General features: G+C 60.8%; 18 protein-coding genes and 1 tRNA gene. 1 reads left to right on the top strand and 18 read right to left on the bottom strand.

The window, feature by feature from the left end; all coding sequences use genetic code 11:
- Positions 1–192: 192 nt before the first annotated feature.
- Positions 193–1185 (bottom strand): SIS domain-containing protein, encoded by a 993-nt coding sequence (locus DW151_RS09535; protein WP_118335563.1) that lies wholly within the window; start codon positions 1183–1185, stop codon positions 193–195.
- 205 nt (positions 1186–1390) lie between these two features.
- Here DW151_RS09535 and DW151_RS09530 point away from each other — a divergent pair, with 205 nt between their 5' ends.
- Positions 1391–2113 (top strand): GntR family transcriptional regulator, encoded by a 723-nt coding sequence (locus DW151_RS09530; protein WP_118335561.1) that lies wholly within the window; start codon positions 1391–1393, stop codon positions 2111–2113.
- Positions 2114–2502: 389 nt separating this feature from the next.
- On the opposite strand, the gene DW151_RS09525 is transcribed toward DW151_RS09530, so the two are convergent.
- The 17 genes from DW151_RS09525 to DW151_RS09445 form a co-directional block, all read right to left on the bottom strand.
- Complete coding sequence (locus tag DW151_RS09525) at positions 2503–3084, bottom strand: GNAT family N-acetyltransferase (RefSeq protein WP_118335566.1); 582 nt, start codon at positions 3082–3084, stop codon at positions 2503–2505.
- An 87-nt stretch (positions 3085–3171) separates the two neighbouring features.
- Positions 3172–4197 (bottom strand): low specificity L-threonine aldolase, encoded by a 1026-nt coding sequence (locus DW151_RS09520; RefSeq protein WP_118335559.1) that lies wholly within the window; start codon positions 4195–4197, stop codon positions 3172–3174.
- A 45-nt stretch (positions 4198–4242) separates the two neighbouring features.
- On the bottom strand, positions 4243–5106 hold the full coding sequence (locus DW151_RS09515; protein WP_118335557.1) for a phosphatase PAP2 family protein: 864 nt from the start codon (positions 5104–5106) through the stop codon (positions 4243–4245).
- Between the two features lie 56 nt (positions 5107–5162).
- Positions 5163–8795, bottom strand: a complete 3633-nt coding sequence (mfd, locus tag DW151_RS09510) for a transcription-repair coupling factor (protein WP_118335564.1) — start codon at positions 8793–8795, stop codon at positions 5163–5165.
- A gap of 156 nt (positions 8796–8951) precedes the next feature.
- Positions 8952–9617, bottom strand: coding sequence for an endonuclease III (gene nth / locus DW151_RS09505; protein WP_117800586.1), 666 nt, complete (start codon positions 9615–9617; stop codon positions 8952–8954).
- A 63-nt stretch (positions 9618–9680) separates the two neighbouring features.
- Positions 9681–11483, bottom strand: a complete 1803-nt coding sequence (locus DW151_RS09500) for an ABC transporter ATP-binding protein (protein ID WP_118335555.1) — start codon at positions 11481–11483, stop codon at positions 9681–9683.
- A 127-nt stretch (positions 11484–11610) separates the two neighbouring features.
- Positions 11611–12966 carry a DNA recombination protein RmuC gene (gene rmuC / locus DW151_RS09495; protein ID WP_118335553.1) on the bottom strand — a complete coding sequence of 452 codons (1356 nt, stop codon included), beginning with the start codon at positions 12964–12966 and terminating at the stop codon, positions 11611–11613.
- A gap of 123 nt (positions 12967–13089) precedes the next feature.
- On the bottom strand, positions 13090–13512 hold the full coding sequence (locus DW151_RS09490; RefSeq protein WP_118335551.1) for a hypothetical protein: 423 nt from the start codon (positions 13510–13512) through the stop codon (positions 13090–13092).
- A 451-nt stretch (positions 13513–13963) separates the two neighbouring features.
- Positions 13964–14503: a rubrerythrin gene (gene rbr, locus DW151_RS09485; protein WP_117646627.1), complete on the bottom strand. Its 540-nt coding sequence runs from the start codon at positions 14501–14503 to the stop codon at positions 13964–13966.
- A gap of 112 nt (positions 14504–14615) precedes the next feature.
- Positions 14616–15521, bottom strand: a complete 906-nt coding sequence (locus tag DW151_RS09480) for an adenine glycosylase (RefSeq protein ID WP_117773296.1) — start codon at positions 15519–15521, stop codon at positions 14616–14618.
- A 21-nt stretch (positions 15522–15542) separates the two neighbouring features.
- Positions 15543–16028: an Rrf2 family transcriptional regulator gene (locus DW151_RS09475; protein ID WP_117773298.1), complete on the bottom strand. Its 486-nt coding sequence runs from the start codon at positions 16026–16028 to the stop codon at positions 15543–15545.
- Positions 16029–16387: 359 nt separating this feature from the next.
- Positions 16388–16465 (bottom strand) — tRNA-Asp (locus DW151_RS09470).
- A gap of 409 nt (positions 16466–16874) precedes the next feature.
- Complete coding sequence (locus DW151_RS09465) at positions 16875–17342, bottom strand: YfcE family phosphodiesterase (protein ID WP_117564950.1); 468 nt, start codon at positions 17340–17342, stop codon at positions 16875–16877.
- 96 nt (positions 17343–17438) lie between these two features.
- Positions 17439–18155 (bottom strand): LytTR family DNA-binding domain-containing protein, encoded by a 717-nt coding sequence (locus tag DW151_RS09460; RefSeq protein WP_006235156.1) that lies wholly within the window; start codon positions 18153–18155, stop codon positions 17439–17441.
- A gap of 72 nt (positions 18156–18227) precedes the next feature.
- The gene (locus DW151_RS09455; protein ID WP_118335549.1) at positions 18228–19571 is read right to left on the bottom strand and encodes a histidine kinase; all 1344 of its coding nucleotides are present in this window, start codon (positions 19569–19571) and stop codon (positions 18228–18230) included.
- A complete protein-coding gene (locus DW151_RS09450; protein WP_118335547.1) occupies positions 19568–20755 on the bottom strand; it encodes a glycosyltransferase in 1188 nt (395 codons plus the stop codon). Before DW151_RS09450 ends, DW151_RS09455 begins: the two co-directional genes overlap by 4 nt.
- A gap of 171 nt (positions 20756–20926) precedes the next feature.
- On the bottom strand, positions 20927–22186 hold the full coding sequence (locus tag DW151_RS09445) for an MFS transporter (protein ID WP_118335546.1): 1260 nt from the start codon (positions 22184–22186) through the stop codon (positions 20927–20929).
- Positions 22187–22313 lie beyond the last annotated feature (127 nt).

Raw genomic sequence — 22313 nt, 5'->3', positions numbered from 1 at the left:
ATTTTGCCTCTTGACAATGTCCTGCTCATATTAAAAGGAACATCCCTAACTGCCGGCAGAAAGGGAACGTCCCCAAGTGCCGCTCTAGCAGTTGCGGTGAAATAGTTCTCAAACAGAGGCTTCACACTCCCAAACAGGAACTATTCCACCGCAACTCATGAGGGGTATTGGGCTGTTAGGCCGCTCTATCCCTTAGTAATCCAGCTTCCACATGTAACGGCGCGTCATGTAGTCCTTGTGGGTGACGGCAGAGAGTGCACGCATGTACACGTTGTTGAGGATCGGGGCAAAGATCAGGTGGTTGAAGTACTCGCTCACGCTGTCCTTGATGTCATTGAGGCCGAGCTCCTTGGCATCGAGCTGATAGACGCGCTCACCACCGTACTGGTTGACAAAGCGGATGCCGCGCTCGTCGTTGCAGCGGCTGCGGCCGACGCTGACGAGCTGGAACAGCGAGGTGCGCTTGTCCAGGATCTCGAAGGGGCCGTGAAAGAAGTCGCAGGTGTTGATGGTGCAGGAGTCGATCTGCAGCATCTCCTGCACGTTGCAGATGCTAAAGACATAGGCGGCGCCAAAGAGCGGACCCTGAGCCATGACGTTGATGCAGGGCTTGTCGGCGTTCTGCTCGGCCCACTTGGCAGCGAGCGGGCGAGTGTACTCAACAGCCTTGCGATAGATGGGATCGACCAGGTCGAAGGCGGCCATAGCGGTCTCGTACTCGGCATAGCCCTCGGTCTGCTGCGTGAGCTCCATGGCGATCATGGTCACGACGGCGGAGTTGGTGCGGCCCATGCAGGACTCGTCGACGGCCAGGCTGTCGTACTGGATCTTGTAGTCGCAGACCTCGGTGAGGGCGGACTCGTCAACGTAGATGGCGATGGTGCTGGCGCCGTGGTCCTTAGCGACCTGAGCGGCGACAATGGTCTCCTTGGTGCCGCGCATGGACACGACGACGGCCAGGGTGTTCTCGTTGACGTAGGCCGGGGTGGCGTGCACGAACTCGTTGCTGGTGTAGCTGGAGCTCACGACCTGCGTGGCCTCGTGCTCCATAAAGTACTGGGCAGGATAGTTGCCGCCGTTAGATCCGCCGGCGCCAATCCACACAACGCGCTTGATGCCGCCCTTGTCTGCCTTGTCAGCCAAAACCTGGGAGACGACATCCTTAACCTGTTCCTGAGTAGTCATCGTGCATCAGCCTTTCTTCTCGTTTGATGCTCTCGATGGCATACAAGTTACATACATGTTTTGGTTATGTCGACTAGTTGTATGCTATATTTGTCTTAGAAATTTTGCTGGTAAAGTTTTCGGCAAGCCATTACCAGCGGTTTTGTTGTCATGTTGGATACATGCTTGGTTCAGTAAGCATACAAGTTAGATACAGGTTGTTCGCATGATCACTTCGTCAAAAAAGAACTTGGCCCAATACGAGCGTCTGGCGGGTACGCTGCGCGACCGCATCGCCGCCGGCGTCTACGCGCGCGAAGACAAGCTGCCGTCCGAGATGGAACTCATGGACGAATCGGGGCTGTCGCGCAGCACCGTGCGCCACGCGCTTAAGGTGTTAGTTGACGAGGGCCTGGTGCGCACCGAGCGCGGACGTGGCGCCTTTGTGGCCGACACGCCAGCGCTCCACGAGAACAACCTGGTGTTTTCGAGCTACACGGCACAGGTACAGGGCCAGGGCATGAAGCCCACCACGCGCACCGTGGACTCGGGCTTTGCCAAGGCGGCCGGCAGCATAGCTAAGTTCTTTGACGCCGCCGTGGGCAGCAAGCTCGTCAAACTTGTCCGCCTGCGTTACCTGGACGATGCGCCGCTGTGCCTGGAAACCACCTATCTACCACCGAGCTTTGAGGCACTCATCGATCGCGATATCAACGGTTCGCTCTACGCCACGCTGCGCCAAGAATTCCATCGCGCGCCGGCACAGGGACATAAGACCTTTGAGGTGTGCTATGCCTCGCAAAACGAGGCGTTTTTGCTCAACGTTGAGCGTGGGCAGGCGCTGATCTTGATCACCGACTACGTCTACGACACCGACGGCCACCCGCTCCATATCTCCAAGCGTATCCAGCGCACCGACCGCGCCAAATACACCGAGCCCATCGGCTAGCGCACCAAACGAGGCAAAATGTACCTAATAAACGTTTTACCTGCGGTTTTTATTAAATCTCAAGCCGGCATGGCGCAAATGCCAACATCGCCTGGCAACACTCGCCGCCCAAGCTCAACTGTTCCTGCCCAAAATATCCAGCACCGTAAATCTAAGTGAGTAGACTTTTCGCGACCTGCCGAGCACATTCAAAACAGCCACCTCCGTGACCTGCGGTTTTACTAAGGCAGATACGCTTTGTGCTCGGCCTGCGCCAAAAAAGCCTACTCACTTAGCCCGCAAGGCGTCCCGAGGGGACAATCCAGGTCAAAATAGCGTACAAACGCCACGCTACTTGCGGCGATTTGATACCACAAGACAGCCAAAAACCTGCCAAAATAAACCTGTCCCTAAATGGTAGGTTTAGGAAGGTCGGGGAACCAGGTTGGTTTGGGCTGGTTGGGGGTGCGCTCGGCTAGGATCAGCTCCATCCAGCACATGTCGTACCAGCGACCGAACTTTTGGGCGCAGCGGTCGAAGGCTCCCACCAGGCGATATCCCATATGGGCATGGAAATCCTGGCTGTTGTGCGTCAGGTACTCGTCGTCCTTGTCGTGCGGCACGGCGATGAGCGCGCACATGTTGGTGATGCCCATCGCGACCAGGCACTGCTTGAGCGCGTCGTGCAACCTGCGACCCAGTCCGCCGTGGCGCACGTCGCGCGCCAGGTAGATCGATGTCTCGACCGACCAGTCGTACGCCTCGCGGCTGTTGAGCGGACTCACATAGGCATAGCCTACCGGGCACCCGTCCAGCTCCATCACCAGATACGGATAGCGCTCGAGCGTACGCTCGATGCGCCCGGCGAACTCCTCAACGCTCGGCACCTCGTATTCGCAGGTAATCGCCGTCTGGCGCACATACGGCTCATAGATGGCAAGCAGCGCTGGCGCATCATCGGGCGTCGCCAGGCGAATCGTCGGCTCGGACATCTCGGTCACACAACCCCTCTCCCTCAAAAGCAAAGGCCGCCCTGCGCCAAACCCAGGCGCAGGGCGGCCCCTCGTCATTACGTCAAGCTACAGGACAGCCGCCAACGCGTCGATGTCCTCCTGCGTCGTGGCCCAGCTGGTGCAAAAGCGCACCACCGTATGGGTCTCGTCGTACTTTTCCCAGTACTCGATCGAAGCATGCTCACGAATGCGGGCCATATCCTCGTTGGGCAGAATCACAAACTGCTGGTTTGTGGGCGTCTCCAAAAAGAACTGGTAGCCGCGCTCGTGCAGCACTCGACGAAGCGCCTGAGCCGTCTCGATCGCCTGGCGACCAATCTCAAAATACAGGCCGTCGGTAAAGAGCGCCTCAAACTGCACGCCCGTCAGGCGACCCTTGGCCAACAGCGCGCCGTGCTGTTTAATGCGCGGAATGGGATGCGCCGGAGCGTGCATGCCGCAAAACACCACGGCCTCGCCGCAAAGCGCGCCGCACTTGGTGCCGCCGATGTAGAACACGTCGCACAGCTGCGCCAGCTCGGGCAGGGTAATGTCGCACTCATCGGCCGCCAGCGCATAAGCCAGGCGGGCGCCATCAACAAACAGCGGAATCTGGCGCTTCTGGCACACCGCATGGATTGCCGCGAGCTCAGCCTTGGAGTACAGCGTGCCGTACTCGGTCGACAGGCTCACATACACGGCGCCCGGAAACACCATGTGCTCACAGCTCTCGTTTTCGTAGAACACTTGGATATAGTTTTCGAGATCCTCGGCGTGCATCTTGCCCTCGTAGCCGGGGATGGTGAGCACCTTGTGGCCGCCAAACTCGATGGCGCCCGCCTCGTGGCAAGCGACATGGCCGGTCTCGGCGGCAACGACGCCCTCGTACGGCGCAAGCAGCATGTCAATCACCGTCGCGTTGGTCTGCGTGCCGCCCACCAGCAAAAATACGTCGGCATCGGGAGCCTGACAGGCCTCGCGAATAAGCTGCTTGGCACGCTCGGTGTGCGCATCGGTGCCGTAGCCAGGCTGCGGCTCCATGTTGGTGTCGACGAGCGCCTGCAGCACCGCCGGATGTGCGCCGTGGGAATAGTCGTTGTTGAACGCGAGCATGGCAATCCTCTCTTACCAGGTATCGGCCAGATGATTCAGGTGGGGCTATTGTACGCCGTGAGGATAGGCAATGCGCGCGGCAAGGCACTCAAGTGCCAACACCAGGGCAAAGCCGCAGCTCACGTCAGTCAAAAAATGTGCACCGATCACGATACGGCCAAAGGCGACGAGCGCCGCGACCACGGCAGCGACCCAAAAGACCACGCGGCGTCGCGACGGCTTTTCCGTAAAAGCCGCCGCGGGAAGCCCGGCGAGCATAAGGCCGATCGCCGCGTGCGCCGTGTGTCCGCTCGCAAACGACTTAAAGCCGTCCTTGATTACGCCGGCTGCAATATAGCTCCACTTGTCGGGGTTGCCAATCACCCACCACGGCTGAAAATTGAGCCCCGGCGTGACCTCGATCACGCGCATGCGCGGGCGCGACCACAGCGGCTTGACAACCACGTTGAGGATGATGGCCTGAGCGACCCACACGGCAAGCACCATCAGCGCCCAGCGTGTGAGCTCGTCGGAGTCGGTGTCGCGCGTGAGGCGATAGGCGATGAGGTTGGCCGCGATGACCAATGCAAACGTCAGAACCAGCTGAAACGCAATAAGCTTGCCGCCGACGCGCAGCGATCCGATAATCTCGTAGCCGACCAGGCCTACGTTGATCAGAACGCCCAGCGCGGCGAGCCACTTGCTCGCCTTGGAATCGGGACGTGCCGAGCGCACGAGCATAATGCCCGCGACGCTCGCCGTCAGCTCGAACGGCAGCTCGCCGGCCGCCTCGACAAAGCGGCCAAACAGGCTAGACGAGTTGAACAGCGCACTCGAGATTTGGTAATCGAAAAAAGACCCGACGAGCAGACAAAAGGCCAGGATGACCGCGATAGCAGCGGCATCTTTCTTATAGATATACCCGAACATGCTTTCCTTTCGATGGGGTCAGATTGCCCAAATGAGGCGTTTGCAGCGTCGACCCGTTAGTCATCGTCAGTCGCGCCCAGCTGCTGCAGTAGCATGAGCGCGGCCGCCACCGGGCCGGTGCCGTCGTTGGCGTCGAGACCTCGACCCAGGCCGCTGCCCGCACCGGCGCCCGCCTTGTAGGGCACCGACAGCTTGCGGCTCTTGGGGAAGTTCACCGCACCGTAGCGGGTCTTAAGCTCAAAGGCTACCTTCTTGGGAACGTCAACCCCCAGGAAGGTAATGCGCCCACCGCTGAGCGTGACGCTCTCGAGCCCCAGGCGCTCGCCGCGAATGCGGATGCGCGCGCGGTTGAACAGGTTGAGTCCCGCCAGCGGCAGCTCACCATGCGCGGCCTCGGTCTCCTCCTGCACCTCGTCGACACTCTCCAGGTCCTCAGCCGCCGCGAGCTTGCGGTACACGAGCACGCGCTGGTCCACCGCCGGCAGGTACTCCTCGGACAAGAAGTAGTCGGCCGGCAGGTTAATACCCACGCTCGCCGCCTCCACACCGGCGTCGTCATCGCCGCGCGCCTCGGCCACGGCCTGTCCCAGCATCTGCGTAAACAGGTCAAAGCCCACACTCGACAGGTTGCCGTGCTGCTCGGCGCCCATGAGCGAGCCGGCGCCGCGGATCTCCAGGTCGCGCATGGCGATGCGCATGCCGCTGCCCAGGTCCTGGAACTCGGAAAGTGCAGTCAGGCGCGCCGTGGCCTCCTCGGTGAGCGGCAGCTCGCCGGGGAACATAAAGTACGCGTAGGCCTGCGTGGCCGAGCGACCCACACGGCCCTTGAGCTGGTAGAGCTGTGCCAGACCCAGGCGCTGCGAGTCCTCGATGATGAGCGTATTGGCGCACGCGTTGTCGATGCCGCTCTCCACGATGGTCGTGGCGATGAGCACATCGATCTTTTTGGTCGCGAACTCGATCATCACGTCCTCGACCTCGCGCGGGCTCATCTTGCCGTGCGCCACGCCCACGCGCGCCTCGGGCGCGGCCTCGTGTACGCGCGCCACGGCGTCGTCAATGGTCTTGACGCGGTTGGACACGTAGTACACCTGGCCGCCGCGACCCACCTCCAGGCGAATCGCCGCGCTCACCACGTCGGGGTCGTACTCCCCCACGTGCACAATCACGGGACGGCGCCCGGTCGGCGGCGTGGTGATCAGGCTCATGTCGCGCACGCCGCTCGTTGCCATCTGCATGGTACGCGGGATGGGCGTGGCCGAAAGCGTGAGCACGTCGATCTGCTCGCGCAGGTTCTTGAGCTGCGCCTTGTGCTGCACACCAAAGCGCTGTTCCTCGTCGATGATCACCAGGCCCAGGTTCTTGGGGTTCACGTCGGCCGAAAGCAGACGGTGTGTGCCGATCAGCACATCGATCGTGCCCTCGGCAAACGCCTTGAGCGCGCGCTTTTGCTGCGCCGGGGTGCGAAAGCGGCTGAGCACCTCGACCTCAAGGCCAAACGGGGCAAAGCGTTCAAAGAACGTCTCGTAGTGCTGCTGGGCAAGAATGGTCGTGGGGCAGAGCACCATGACCTGGCGGCCGGAGTCCACACACTTAAACGCCGCGCGCAGGGCGACCTCGGTCTTGCCAAAGCCCACGTCGCCGCACAGCAGGCGGTCCATGGGCTTGGGCGCCTCCATGTCGGCCTTAATATCGGCGATGGCCTCTAGCTGGTCGCGCGTCTCGTCGTAGGGAAAGCTCTCCTCCATCTCGATCTGCTCGGGCGTATCGGGCGGGCAGGCGATACCGGCAATCGAGGAGCGGCGCGTATACAGGTCGACCAGGTCAAACGCCAGCTTTTTGGCGTTCTTGCGCGCCTTGTTGGTGGCGCGCGTCCAGTCGGCGGTGTTGAGCCTGGTCAGGCGCGGCTTGTCGCCGTCGGGGCCAACATAGCGCGTGATGCGGTCGACCTGCTCGAGCGGCACGTAGAGCTTGTCGCCATCGGCATATTCCAGCAAAAAGTAGTCGCGCTCCTTGCCGCCCACTTCCTGGCGCGCAATCTCGCTAAAGAGCGCGATGCCATGCGTTGCGTGCACCACGTAGTCGCCCGGCTTAAAGGGGAAGGTGATCTGCGTAATGTCCACCTTGCGGCGGCTGCGGGCGCGATTGGCATCCATGCGGGCGTTGAGGTCGGCGATCGAGAACACGGCCAGATTGGCATCGGGCACCACCACGCCCTGCGGCAGAGCGGCATCCACAAAGGTCACGCGCCCGCGCGAGATGGTGGGCACAGCGGCACCGGCGGCAGCCTGGGCCGCGCCCGCCTCGAGCGAGCGGGCGTTGAGCGCATCGGCGTGGCGCTCGCGAATCGAAGCATGGGCCGCCTGACGAGCAGCACGGTCGGCAGAATCCGCCGCCGCCACGCGCACGCGGTCGCCGATAACGCCGGCGTTTTCGGGGGCGGCCGTCAGCGACTCCTCAAAGGTGATGCCATCGTCGCCAAAGGTGAGCTCCATCGACTCGCGCGCACCGCGGTCGGGAATGGCAAACACGCAGGCATAGCGCTTGCCCACGACCTCCTGAACGCGCGTCATAAAGCGATTGTCCGAGCCCGCAATGGCCGGCTGCTCAATCTTGAGCTCGGCTGTAACCGCACCGCCGGCACGAATCAGGCTCACGTAGTTCAGGCGCTGCTGAGCACCAAAGTCGAGCTGTTGGGCGCGCACATACAGACCCTCCAGACGGTCAATCCCCGCCTCGCCGGCACGGGCCTCGATATCCTCGTAGGCGCGCAGGCAGTCATCGAACAACGAGCGCGGCTCGGACAGGACCACAAGCGCCTTGCCGCTCACGTGCGCCAACGGGCTCACGGTCTGGCCGTACATCACCGGCAAAAAGCGGTCGAGCTCGGGCGTGACGATGCGCGCGTCCACCATCTCGAGCAGCGCCGCCAGCTTGCTATCGCTCTGGCTGGCGCGATAGAGCGCCACATGCATGTTGTGGACGACCTCGTCGGTGAGCGCCAACTCGCGGCACGGGAAGATCTCGATGCTGTCCTCGTTGCCGATGGTTTGACCCGTAGAGCTCACCATGCGGCGGATGCGGTCGATCTCGTCGCCAAAGAACTCAATGCGCACGGGTGCTTTTTCCTGCGCGGGGAACACCTCGACGGTATCGCCGTGCACACGGAACAGGCCGGGCGCGTCGGCGGCACCTGCATTGGTGTAGCCCATGCCCACCAGGCGCTGCGGCACCTCGTCGAAGGGAATCTCCTCGCCCACCGCAAAGGTGGTGGACTCCCAATAGCGGCTCTCGACCGGCGGCACGCAACGCAGTAGCGCGCGGGCCGAGGCGACCATGATGCAGTTATCGCCGCGCACGATGCGCCCTAAAGCCTCGCAGCGTTGGGCCACCACGGCGTCGTCGGGCGCCTGCTCACGCCATGGATAGTCTTTGCGCTCGGGAAAGCGGCACACATGCGCCAGACCCACATAGGCGGCCAGGCTGCGCGCGGCGCGATCGGCCGCGTCCTCGCCGCTCACGATATAGACCGTGGGACGCGGGCGGCGCGCAAACTGGGCTGCCGCCATGAGCGTGCGGCCCGACTGCGACACGGCCAGCGTCACGTCCTCGCCGGCATCGAGTCCGGCCTCGACGGTCTGCAGCGCCTCGGCAGTGTAGAGCTGCGCGGCTATACGGTGAATGAGCATGTGGTCCTCCGGCATCGCAACGCCAAAAGCCCGCCGGGGCAGGCTCGGCGGGTCGTACATCAAAACTATTGATTGTCATGGTAACGCATGGGGCGGACTCCGGCTCAAGGGCAAACCCAGCCCCGCAAAAAACGCCAGACGAAGATGCGTTCCGCCCTACCCCGCCACGCGCACGCTGGGGCACAAATCTGCCAGCGGACACTCGTCACACTTGGGTTTGCGGGCGTCGCAGATCTCGCGACCAAAGGTGATCCACTGATGGTTGACCGACTCCCAATACTCGTGCGGCAAAATCTTGAGCAGATCCTGCTCGGTCTTGAGCGGTTCCTTGGCATGCGTCTTGGGACTCAGCATCAGGCGGTGCGCAATGCGGTTGACGTGCGTGTCCACCGCAATACCCTCCACGATGCCATACCCCACGTTGAGCACGATGTTCGCCGTCTTGCGTCCCACGCCCGGCAGCTTCACGAGTTCCTTCATGTCGGCCGGCACCTCGCCGTCATAGTCGGCGACGATCATCTGCGCGGCCTCGACGGCATGCTTGGCTTTGCTCTTGTAGAAGCCGAGCGACTTGATGGTGTCCGCCACGTCAGCTACGCTCGCCCCGGCCATGGCCTCGGGCGTGGGCCACTGGGCAAACAGCCGCGGCGTCACTTTGTTGACCTGCGCATCGGTCGTTTGCGCCGAAAGCAGCACCGCGATCAGCAGGCGGAAGGGATTCTCGTGGTCCAAAAAGCACTCGACCGGACCATAGCGACGGTTGAGGCGCTCACACACCTCGATGGCGCGCTCGCGCTTGGCGGCATTGGTCTCGCGTGGCATAACGACTCCTCGGCTCAACGGCACAATAAACTTATGGGCACAATTGTCCCACGTCCGAGACGTTTACGCCTCCAAGAATGCGCCGGTCTGACGGCTCCACAGGCTCGCGTACTCGCCGCCCGCCTCGACGAGCTGCACATGCGTGCCGTCCTCGACGATCTCGCCATCCGCCAGTACCACGATGCGGTCGAGCGCCGCCACGGTGGACAGGCGATGCGCCACCACAATGGAGGTGCGGCCGCGCATCAGGTTCTCGAGAGCTTCCTGCACCAACGCCTCAGACTCGCTATCGAGGGCAGACGTCGCCTCGTCGAGTACCAGAATCGGCGCGTCGGTGAGGATGGCACGGGCAATGGCCACGCGCTGGCGCTGGCCGCCCGAAAGCTTAACGCCGCGCTCGCCCACCATGGTGTCAAAGCCACGGGGCAAGCGGTCGATAAACTCCAGGGCATTGGCCAGGCGCGCGGCCTCGCGGACCTGCTCGTCGGTGGCGTCGGGACGGCCGTAGGCGATATTCTCGCGAATGGAGCGGTGGAACAGCAGCGCCTCCTGCGGCACGTAGGCAACCTGGCGGCGCAGGCTCTGCTGCGTGCAGTGCGAGACATCCTGACCGTCCACAAGCACGCGGCCGCCCTGAACATCGTCCAGACGCAGCAGCAGCTTGGTGAGCGTCGTCTTACCCGAGCCCGATTTGCCCACCAGGCCCACGCGCTGGCCCGCCGCCACATGAAGTGTCAGGTCATCGAACACGTTCTCGCCCGCCGCGGCGTCACGATATGCAAAGCTCAGGTGCTCAAAATCAATCGCACCTTCGGTCACTTTAAGCTCGGGAGCGTTCTCGTCGTCTGCCACCAGACGCGGCTCGTCCAGCACGCGCGTCATCTCGGCCGCATCACCGAGCGCGCGGTTGATGCGCTGCATCATGGAGCTTACGTAGTTCAGACGCATGGTGAGGTTATAGGTGTAGGTAAAGATCATGACGAGCGAGCCGGCCGAGATGCCAAACCACGCGTTGCCGCCCGCCACGAACACACTCACCACGGCCATGGTGATGACGATAAGGCCCGAGGTCGTAAAGTTGCGCTGCATCATGGCGTGCATCGAGACCGTCTCGGCGTCGCGCGCGGCACGATCGGCGGCGTCGAACAGATCGCGTTCAAAGTCCTCGCGCCCGCAGGTCTTGACGGCCAAGATGTTCGTGACCGCGTCGGAGAGCACGCCCGAGAGCTTGTTCTGGGCGGCGGACGTCGCGGCCGAAAGCGGCATGATGCGCTTGTACATAAGCCAGACAAACGCGATGTAGACGACCATGATGCACACCAGGATCACGGTAAATGTGGGCACCACCGGGGCGAGTGCGGCCACGGTGCAGATGACCGAGGTGATGGTGGGGATGAGCGAATACACCGTCACGTCGACCAGACCGGTGTAGCCGCTCATAAAACGGCTTGTCTGGCTCACAAGCGATCCGCCAAAGCGGCTGGTATGGAATGTCATGGATTGGTTGGAGAGTGTGTCGAAGCACAGGCGCGCCAGGTGATAGTTGCCCGCGATCTCGAGCTTGTAGACGGTGTAGTCCTGCAGCTTGGAGAGGATCTGGCCCACCAGGTTGACGAGCACGAGCGCCAGAATGTAGGGACCGAAGACCTCAAACACCTGGTCACCCGCCACGGGACCGGCTTGAACGCGGTCGACAATGAGGGCCATCACATAGGTATTGGCAAACGTCAGCAAAAAGATGTAGCCCGCCGACGAGAACACCGAGAGAAAGACAATCAGCGGCTGCGTGCGCGTGACATCCCAAAAACGCTGTAGCGTGCGGCGCACGGTGGAGCGTTTGAGCGGGCTGGTGCTTCTCTGAGACATGGGCTTCCTTTCGCGTCTGATAGGGCGAAACGCCATTGTTGCACATTGAAGCGCACTTCAGGCAAGCACGATGCGAAAAGCAGCGGGGCATCCGCGTTTGCGCCGGCGCCCCGCCGTCTTGTTGCAATTAGTCCTCGTCTTCTTGGTCTGTGGGAAAGCCCGCGGGCGTGAGCCCCAAGATCTCATCGGCTTGGTCGGCGTCTTCCAGCGCGTCGATGTCCTTGAGCTTGCGCTCCATGACGTTGGTGCGCGTGGTAATGATGCCCTCGACCGTTTTGCCCGCGGTCTCGATCTGCTGCTGGGCGCGGCGCAGCGCCTTTTGATAGCGCGGCAGCTCGGCCTTGACAGCGGAGAGCACGCGCAGTACATCGTCGGTGCGTTTTTGCAGCTTAAACGTTTGGTAACTCATCTGCAGGCTGTTGAGAATGGCCGCCATGGTGCTAGGGCCGGCAACGTTGACATGATAGTCGCGGCCCAGGGTCTCGATAAGCCCGGGGCGGCTGACGACCTCAGCGTACAGCCCCTCAAACGGAACGAACATGATGCCAAAGTTGGTGGTCACGGGCACGCTCAGATACTTTTCGCAGATGTCCTTTGCCTCACGCTTGACCATAGCGTCAAGCGTCTTGCGCGCGGCGGCGACGGCATCCGCGTCGCCCGACTCCTGGGCATCGAGCAGATGCTCGTACGCGTCGCCCGGGAATTTGGAGTCAATCGGCAGCAGTACGGGGTCGCCCTCGTCTACCGGCAGCTTGACGGCAAACTCAACACGCTCCGAGGCGCCGGGCTTGGTGGCAACGTTTTCCAGATACTGATCGGGTGTGAGGATATCCGCCAGGATCGCGCCCAGCTGCACCTCGCCCAAAATGCCGCGCGCCTTGACGTTACCCAGCACGCGCTTAAGGTCGCCCACGCCAGTGGCGATAGATTGCATGTCGCCCAGGCCCTTGTACACGGCCTCGAGCTGGTCACTCACCTGCTTAAACGATGCGGACAGGCGGTCGTTGAGCGTACGGGAGAGTTTCTCGTCCACCGTGGCGCGCATCTGATCGAGCTGCACGTTGTTGTCCTTGCGAATGGCGCCCAGCTGGGCATCGACCGTCTCGCGCACCTTGTCCAGGCGCTGCTCGATACCCTCGCGGTTGGCGCCGAGCTGCTGGGCCGTCTCGCGGCGCAGGTCATCCATACGGTCGCTAGCCTGCGAGAACTCGCGCGCGATGGTCAGGTAGCGCTGCTGCTCCACGGCGGCGTCGGTCGCCTGCTGCTGCGCGATGGCGTTTGCGGTACGACGGGTTTCCGCTAGCGCGACATTGAGTGCATCGAGCGTGCTGTTGGCCTGCTCGAGCGCCGCAAGTGTCTCTGCGTCGTTGCCGCCACGCTCTCGTAGCTCGGCACGAAGGCCTTTAAGCTGCAGGGCGCAAACCGCAGCAACCCCCACCGCCACCAAGGCGATCACAACAAGCACGATATCAATAGCAGACATAGACTCCGCCCAACAAACCCAATCGACCACCAATCGAAACCGCGATCAATCTTACCCCGCCACATGCACCGGGCGCACTACGGCGATCTGACAAATAGATTTCGGACCTCAGGCACTAAAACGTTAGCTCTCCCAGCCGGCACGGATGGTTGTTACGACATCGCTTAGGCGCTGACCGAGAGCTGCCAAGTGCTCAAGCACCTCGCTGGGCGAGGCACCGTTGAGAATGCACGTGAGGGCATATGAGGACAAGAAGATTGCCGCGAGCCCCAACGGGATCAGCACGATCATCGCCAGCGTACGCAGGCGCTGGGCCCAGCGACGACGACGCGCACGACGTTTATCGAACGCGAGCTCCTGGGCATATGAATCCTGCTGTACGGAATAGGCCTCTGGGGCCGCCGCGCACGCAGACGACACCGCGGGCGCGGCGTTTTGCGCAGGAGGCTGGACGGCCGCCCCCTGCATTTGCATCTCCATAAGCCGTTGCTGCTGGCGCAACATGCGCTCGGCTTGTTGCTGCGGGGTCTCAAGAAACAGATCCATGCTGGCCTCCAAAATCGGAGCATTCGACGCTTACGACCAGCATCCCGCACCGCCAAGGCCACGGCAACGCAATCCGTAGCAATAGCTGCAAAGTTTCTTGTTGACAAAAGCTGTCGAAAACCTCAACAACTCTCCTACCAGCACTTTCTCTGAGCTTTTTTCGCCAGCAATCTTTTGCCTTTCTGCCCTTTCGCCAACCGACCAAAACCTAACCAAAAGCTTGACGGAAATTGTGAAGACCGGGACCCCACACAAAAACGTGCCGCCCCTAAAGGGGCGGCACACAAACTTCTAATCAGCTTTTCAGTAACGAGCACGCGACGACCCAACGCCGGGGCGCGGGGCGGGAGGCCGGATTGCCTTCCCTCAACGCGACCCTGCGGAGCCGTGAGCGGGGAGGGAAGGCAATCCGGCCTCCCGCCCCGCGCCCCGCAGCAACCAGCGCCACGCGCTAGTAGTTCACCACCTGCTCCTCAAAGTACGCCTTCGGGTGGTTGCACACCGGGCACACCTCGGGCGCCTCGGCGCCAACATGCAGGTGCCCGCAGTTCAGGCACTTCCACACCTTTACGCCCTCGCGCTCAAACACCTCGCCCGACTCAATGCGCTCGACGAGCTTGTTGTAGCGCTCCTCGTGGGCCTTCTCGACGGCGGCGACGCCACGGAACTTCTCGGCGATCTCGGCAAAACCCTCCTCCTCGGCGGTCTTGGCAAACTCGTCATACATCGTGGTCCACTCGTAGTTCTCGCCCGCGGCGGCGTCGCGCAGGTTGTCCAGAGTGCCCGGAACGGCGCCGTCGTGCAGATATTTAAACCACAGTTTGGCGTGCTCGGACTCGTTACCCGCCGTCTCGGCAAAGATATTCGAGATCTGAACGTAACCGTCCTTTTTAGCCTTGGATGCATAGTAGCGATACTTGGTGTGCGCCTGGGACTCACCGGCAAAAGCGGTCTCAAGGTTCTTCTTGGTTTGGGAGCTCTCAAAATCCATAGGTGTACTTCCCTTCAATACATGCCGCCCATAGGCTTTGAGCGGCCTTATTTTATGGTACCCCCTGCCGAAAATCTAAACCTTACAATCCTGTTCTTCAGATTTGCACGGGCTAAATGCTCAGCCAGCGATCGCCCTCGGCTCGGCAAAAGCCCTCACGCTCCAGGTCAGCTAGAATACCCGCGATCAAGTCGCACTCGACCGGCCCGCGACCGGCTGCCGCTTCCATCTCGTTAACGCCCACCACGGTATCAGCAAGCGTAATCCCCGCCGGCTGGCCATCGCGCGCTGCCAGCAACATACGCACGATATGCGCGCGCTTTTGGCGACGTGAGCCCTCAAACTTTGATTGACGGCTATAGCCCGCCGACCGCCTGGACGGATTGGGCAACGTCTTTTTTAGATATGCGCCGTAATCCAGCAACGCGTAATACCACGCGCGCGGCGTGTCGGCATCATCGAGCGGCACGGCAAAGGGAGCGATCTCGTCGGTCGCCGCACCGGGGGCCGCCGGACAGGCGGCTTGGATCAGCGGCACCAGCTCGCGATCGGGAACAGCCGGCATATCGGGAAAGAAGTGATGCAGAAAGACCGTGCGCACGTTGGTCTCCAGATACACGCCCGGAAGATCAAACGCAAACGACCGGATACCCTGCGCCGTTGCCGGGCCAATACCAGGAAGAGCGACCAAGTCACGTGTCTCGTGCGGAAACTCCCCGTCCCAGTCCTCTATAACGCGCTGGGCGGCCTTGTGGAGCGCCAGAGCGCGTCGGTTGTAGCCCATCCCCTGCCAAGCGTCCAAAACATCGGAAGGCGCGGCCTGGGCAAGCGCCTGCACAGTCGGAAAACGATCGAGCCACACCGGCATGCGCGCCTCCACGCGCGGCACCTGCGTTTGCTGCAGCATGACCTCAGAAAGCCAAATGATGTACGGATCGCGTGTGCGGCGCCACGGAAGGTCGCGATAACGCAGGACCCCTTCCGAACGAATCATCGAACGAAAGGGGTCCTGAATCATGGCTATGCTCCTTATGCGGCGCTATTCCTCCCGGCAAGCGCACGCGCAGGTGGCGTACTCGGGAAACGCTTCGCGGTCGGCGAACTTGGGATCGACGGCCGGGAACTGGCGGTGAGCGACGATGTCGCCGAGCGAAACGGAATCGAGGTAGTCGCGCATCAACGCCTGGGCTCCGGCCCACAGGGGATGATAGCAGCACGCGCCCATGCGCGCACAGTCACCATCAGGCGCGGTGCAATCGTTCATAACCATAGGACCCTGAACGGCCTCGACGACCTGACGAATGGTGACGTCGTCCGGACTGACCTTGAGACGCATGCCACCGTGGACGCCACGCAGGCTCTCCACAATACCGGCCTGGACCAAGCCGTGTTGAATCGAACGGGCAAACGAATACGGGACATTGACCTCTTCGGCAGCGGTGCGAACAGAAAGCAAACACTCCGGATCCTCGGCAAGCATCGCCAGCATACGAAGGGCGTAATCAGTCTTCCTCGATATGTCCATTTTTCCCCTTTCAAGGAATACGAACAGCTCGAACGAGCTCCGGGGCCGAGCTTGTGTCGAGACGCTAAATGACCGCCAGGACATCCAAATGGTAAATCGGATATCCACTGAGTGCCGCGCTTGGAGCGAAATGCATCAGATGCGGCGCACAGTTCAATTTAGTATAACCTAACCCCCTGTCTCGTTGAACAGGTGTTGCGCAACAAAGCTGCTGTTTAGACAGATATGCTTATTGGATTTTACTTGCGTTCCCGAAGGCGCGGAGATTCTGGGCAAAGATGCCTCAGGGCGATCGTTCTATCGAAACAAAGTGTATCAAACGCAAAAAGCCACGTCCGAAGACGTGGCTTTAATTGCGTTGGCGGGAAGTACGGGGCTCGAACCCGCGACCTCCGACGTGACAGGCCGGCGCTCTAACCAAACTGAGCTAACTCCCCAGGCAGACGTTCGCGTTTGTTTCCGCTCGCGTGCGCTGCGGGGATTAGTATACACAGAAGTCTGTCCGGCGCGCAACAACTTTTTTGAAAAATTTTTTGGGGCCATCCGGGAGGGCTTCCGGGGCTGAGGGCGGGGGTTAAGTTTGCTGCTCTACAGTCCTGCGCAAGACGGAAAGCACATTAAGTGCTTTCCTTTGCGTGCGGAACTCGCGACAAACTTAACCCCCGCCCCCAGCGCCGGAGACCCTCCCTGCCGTCACATTATTCAACCAGTTTTGCGGGCGTGCGCCGCTGCGCGGCTAGCCCGCGTGCTTCCCGGCGGGGTTGGTCTGATTGTTCTGGTTGGACTTCTTACTTTGGCTCAAAGAAAAACGGGAGATGCGTTGTGCATCCCCCGTTTTTGTTGCGGTTAGTCTAGGTCAATAAACTTGGTACTTATGACATGGCCGTCTTTGACGAGCATTCTGGCCATGGTGGGGCCTCGGGTGCCTCTGGGGTAGCTGGCGCTGCCCGGGTTGAGGACTAAGCAACGGCCTACTTGGGCTTCTTTGGTTACGTGGGTGTGACCGTTGATGGCTACGTCTACGGATCCCACCGGAAGGTCTTCGCGGTAGTGGGCTACGGCGAATTTGAGGCCTTCGTAGGTAAAGAGTGCAAGACGGTCTACATCGGGGCCGTAGTCGCGGTAGTAATCGTTGTTGCCCAAGACGGCCCGCACGGGGGCGATGGTGCATAGGTGCTCGTAGTCCATCTCTGACGTGAGGTCGCCGGCGTGGATGATCAGGTCTGCGCCCTCAAGCTCATCCAAGAGCGCAGGCGATAAATAGCCGTGGGTGTCCGAGATGATGTCGATACGCTTGGCGCTTGCACTGTTCATGGGATCCCTTCCGCAAAAAACGATTCGGCAGATACATACAAAAAAGGCCCCACGGCTCCGCAGACGATGGGTCTACAGGGCTGCGGGGCCAGCGTGCTAGAGACTCAGGGCCTTCTTGAGCGGCACGACGCGGCGGCGAGAAACCGGCACGCGTTCGTCGACGCCCGTAATGCCCAGCTGGATGGCGCCCGAGGGCACCGTCTCGACGTCCGTGACGCACGCTAGGTTGACGATATAGCGGCGGTGAACACGGAAGAAGCCAAAGTCGCAGAGCTTGGCCTCAAACTGCGCCAGCGAGGTCGTCGACAAAAAGCGATCATCGACGGTATAGATGCAGGAGTAATCGTCCTTTGCCATGATAAAGCGGATGTCATCCACGGGAATGAGCACCTTGCGGCCGCCCTTTTCCACCGGGATACGCTCGATGGTCACTTTGCTGTCCGTAACCGGCTTGGCGCGTTGCATGACCTTCTCGATCGCGCGATCCAAGCGAGCTTCCTCGACAGGCTTCATCAGATAATCGACGGCATCGACGTCGAATGCCTCGACCGCATGGTCGCTATACGCAGTCACAAACACGATCGCCGGCGGATTTTTGAGCTTATGCAGCGCCTCGGCAAGTTGCAGGCCCGAGGCACCGGGCATCGAGATATCGAGAAACACGACATCCACGCGACTTTCCATAAGCATCTCGATGGCGGAGCGGACGCTCGACGCCTCCGTGATCGTGCCGATCTTGCCCGTTTGCTCGAGCAAGAAGCGAAGCTCCGAGCGAGCCGGCGCTTCATCATCCACAATCATCGCACGCAGCATAGGGATAAAACCTTTCGTCAACTAACTACGCCGGGCATCCGTCGCATGACGTTGAGCCCGTAGCCTTTTATTTTACTCTTGAATGTCAAAGATGCTCTCTGACAAATCAAGATGAAGAAGCACTTTGGTGCCCTTGCCCGGCGCCGATTCGACACGCGTATAGGAGTGCGGCCCAAAAAAGCGATGGATGCGCTCCGAAATATTGTGCATGGCCACACCGGCGCCGCCACCCTGGGGAGAGCTGGCGTCGGGACGGGCAGAGCGCTCGTCAAACAGTCTGGCGGCGGTACCCTCATCCATGCCCACGCCATTATCGGCCACGGCAATCAAGATTGCATCCTCGCCGTCTTGGTGAACGGTCACGTCGATCCTCAGGGCGTCGTCATCGCCCATACCATGACGCACAGCGTTCTCGACAATCGGCTGGATCACGAACGCCGGCACCAGCGTATCTTCCACGTCCTCGGACACATCGAACGTCGCAAGCACGCGGTCCTCGCCAAAGCGGGCCTTCTCAAAGGTAAGGTAGCGCTTGGTCTGTGCGACCTCGCGCGAGACCGGAATAAGCGATCCCGAGTTGTCGAGCGTGGCGCGATAGAACGATGAGAACTCACGAAGCAGTTCGCGAGCCCGCAGCGGGTCGGTGCGCGTAAACGATGCAATGGTGTTCAGCGTGTTGAACAGGAAGTGCGGGTTAATCTGCGCCTGCAGCGCACGCACCTCGGCGCGCGCTGTGAGTTCCTTTTGCACCTCGAGCTCATGGATGGCGAGCTGCGTGGACAAGATCTCGGCAAAGCCCGAGGCAAGCGCGTACTGGGTACGGTCGACAGCGCGCGGGGTCTTGTAGTAGAACTTGAGCGTGCCGACGGTACGATCGCCCACCTTGATGGGGGCGATAATGCCGGCGGGGACTTGGTTGTGCGAGCCGTCCGAGCCCACGACATCCACCATACGGTTGAACGATTGCACGATGCCATGTTCGATAACGTAGCGTGTGGCAAGCGTGTGGATGGGAGAATCTGGCAGTAGCTTTTCCTCAAACTCGCCCGCGCAGGCAAGCACGTTGTCCTCGTCGGTGATGGCCACCGTCATGGCGCGCGTCTCGGGCAAAATGCGCTGACACACCAAACGCGCCGACTCCTGCGTCAGACCGCCCTTAATGTCCTCGAGCATGGCCGAGGCCACCGAGAGCGTCTCCTCGGTGTACTGGGAGCGCACCGAATCGGGATTGAGCGTCAAAAAGATAAAGATGCACAGAAAGATGCACAGCAGCGCACAGGCAATCACCGTGGCGATCGGCTCGATACCGGTCACCAGGGCAAAAATAAAGTACATCAGCACGCAAATGGCGCAGGCAACGGCAATGATGCGAAAGATTGATATTGAACTATCGCGCTGGGCGCGGCGGTCGATCATTCAGTCCCCTCCAGGATGCTGGTCAGTTGTGCGTCACGCCAGAGACCGTCCATAATCTTGGGCCAAAAGCTCTGGAAACGCAGGTAGCTTGCAGCGTTTTGGCGCGCATAGGCTTTTGCCTCGTCGATACCATGGCGCCAGATGCGCAGGTAGCCCTCATGCTCGCGGGTAAACACGCTGCGGACCATAGCGGTCTTGCGCACGCGGTCGTCGAGCTCGCACGAAATCCACGGGCCCGGGTAGGGCATGAGCGATGCCGCCGTAACGGGAATGAGCTCCTTTTGATGCGCGGCAAATGTCAACTTGGCCCGTTCGTAGTACCAACGGTATACATCCTGCATAAAGCGCGGCGAGCGCTTTTCGGACTCTGGAGGCAGATGACGCACGGTCCACTCGTTATCGAACCACACGTCGTAGCCAAACATGCGCATGTTAAAGAGGTAATCCAGATCCTCGCCACGGGTGATAAACGGATCAAAGGCCACACGCGTAAAGGCGCGGGCGTGCAGGGCCATCAGGCCGCCGCACACGTAGTTGGAGCGCGAGATGCGGGTGCCCGAGAGCGCCTTTTTCATCCAACGGTTGAACTCGATGCGCTTGGTCCACCAACGATGGCAGATGCCCGCCTTATCCGTGGGAGCCAACGGCGAGCCGTCGCGATCGTAGAAATAGCCGCTCTTGACCAAGATCGGCAAGCCCTGACGCGTCTGCTGTCCCAGCGCGTAGGTCGCGCGCTTCATAAAGTCGGCGTCGATGACAGTCTCATCGTCATCCAAAAAGATAACCGCGTCATGCCCCAGCACAGCGGCACAGGCTAGCCCCATGTTGCGGATGGCGCCGTAGCCTCGCAGACTCACGCACTCGCCCGAACCCTTGGGTGCGATCTGAGCAACCCGGTCTGCGATGCGCGAGGCCTGGGTGTTGGTGACAACGGTGACCTTGAGCGTGGGATGCGCGTCGACAATCTCGTGCACGCGCAGCGACACATCGGCTGTGGCAGAAACGGGACAGACCACCAAAAGGATGATGCGCGGGATGTCACGTACCTGCTCAAGCGAGGCCAGGCAGCGGTCGAGTTCGGGATTGTCGGCGTTGAGTCGTGTCGAATGGTCATAGGTGCCAGGGGCGTTTGCGCGAGCGTCATCGCCCGCCCAATACGTTGGAATCACGACCGTGGCGTTCATGCCTTACCCTCCCTGCAACACAAAAACGGGACGCCGCCAAACACAGGCGACGCCCCGCGACCTAGCTGACTCCATCATACCCACTTGGGCTAATCATTGTTCGAAAGTCAGAATGTTTATTGCGGATAACCCCAAAAGAGTATCGCGGCGGACGCAATTACCGACAAGTTCCTATGCGGCCTGCTCTGCCGTCTGAGACATGCGGGACAGACGGACCAGCAGCACAAAGCCAACGACCAGCAGCACGCCAATGGAAAGGACGCCCAGCGACGGGTTGCCGGTCAGCGAGGTAACGACCGACACCAGAAAGGTGCCCATAACGCTTGCGTAACGACCAAAGATGTCAAAGAAGCCATAGTACTCGTTGGACTTTTCCTTGGGGATAATGCGGCCAAAATAGCTACGGCTGAGCGCCTGCACGCCGCCCTGGAACAGGCCGACCATAATGGCAAGCACCCAAAACTCAAAGGCGGTCTTTAGGAAGAACGCGGCGAACAGCACAATGCCCATATAGGCAGCGACTGCCACCAAGATCATGTTGAGCGTGCCCACGCGGCCGGCGAGCTTACCGTAGATGATAGCGGACGGGAAGGCCACAAACTGCGTAACGAGCAGAGCCAGCACCAGTTGGGTCGAGTCGATGCCCAGAGCCGATCCGTAGCTGGTTGCCATGGAAATAACCGTGTGCACACCGTCGATGTAGAAGAAGAACGCGATCATGTAGACCAGTACGGTCTTGTTGTGGGCAATCTCGCGCATGGTGTGTCCGACCTCGGAGAACACACCGCCCACGATGTGGCCGATGGTGTCCTCGGGACCACGCTCGCGACCGTACTTTTGCTTATAGGTGCGAATGAGCGGCAGGGTAAAGATGAGCCACCAGGCACCAGTGATGATAAACGACAGACGCGTTGCCAGCATGGTGGGGACGCCAAGAGCGGGGCCACCCATGATAAGCGCCAAGCAGATGATGAACGGCACGGTGGAACCGATGTAGCCCCAGGCATAACCCGAGCTGGACACGGCGTCCATGCGCTCGTCGGTGGTAATGTCGGGCAGCATGGCGTCGTAGAACGTCATAGAAGAGTTAAGGCCGATGGTGCACAGCACGTACACGGTCAAAAATGCCATGGCGGACATTGGGATAGCCTGCGCCAGGCAAAGGACCAGGCCCGTGAGGAAGAAGCCCAAGAAGAACTTGATCTTGTTGCCAGCGTAATCGGCAAGCGCGCCCAGAATGGGCATGAGCATGGCAATGACCAGCGAGGCAATCGTCTGAGCGTTGCCCCAAGCGACCACCAGGTCTGCCGAGGAAGCACCGGTATTGATGGCGTTAAAGTAGATGGGCACCACCGAGGTATTGAGCAGCACGAGGGCCGAGTTGCCCACATCGTACATAACCCAGTTACGCTCGAGCTTGGTGTATTTCATGGACAGGGCCCCTTCGTATTCGCCCGATATGCAGTTAGTTCATCGTACCCCAATTGTCCAGAGGCGCCGGTAAGGATTCGGCAAAGGCCTTGATTATCGACTTTATCCGAACACCTCCCACATTCAT

This window comes from Collinsella sp. AM13-34, from assembly GCF_003473055.1.
Lineage (GTDB): Bacteria > Actinomycetota > Coriobacteriia > Coriobacteriales > Coriobacteriaceae > Collinsella.
Note: the sequence above shows the minus strand (reverse complement) of the source record. Positions and strands in the feature narration are given on the sequence as shown.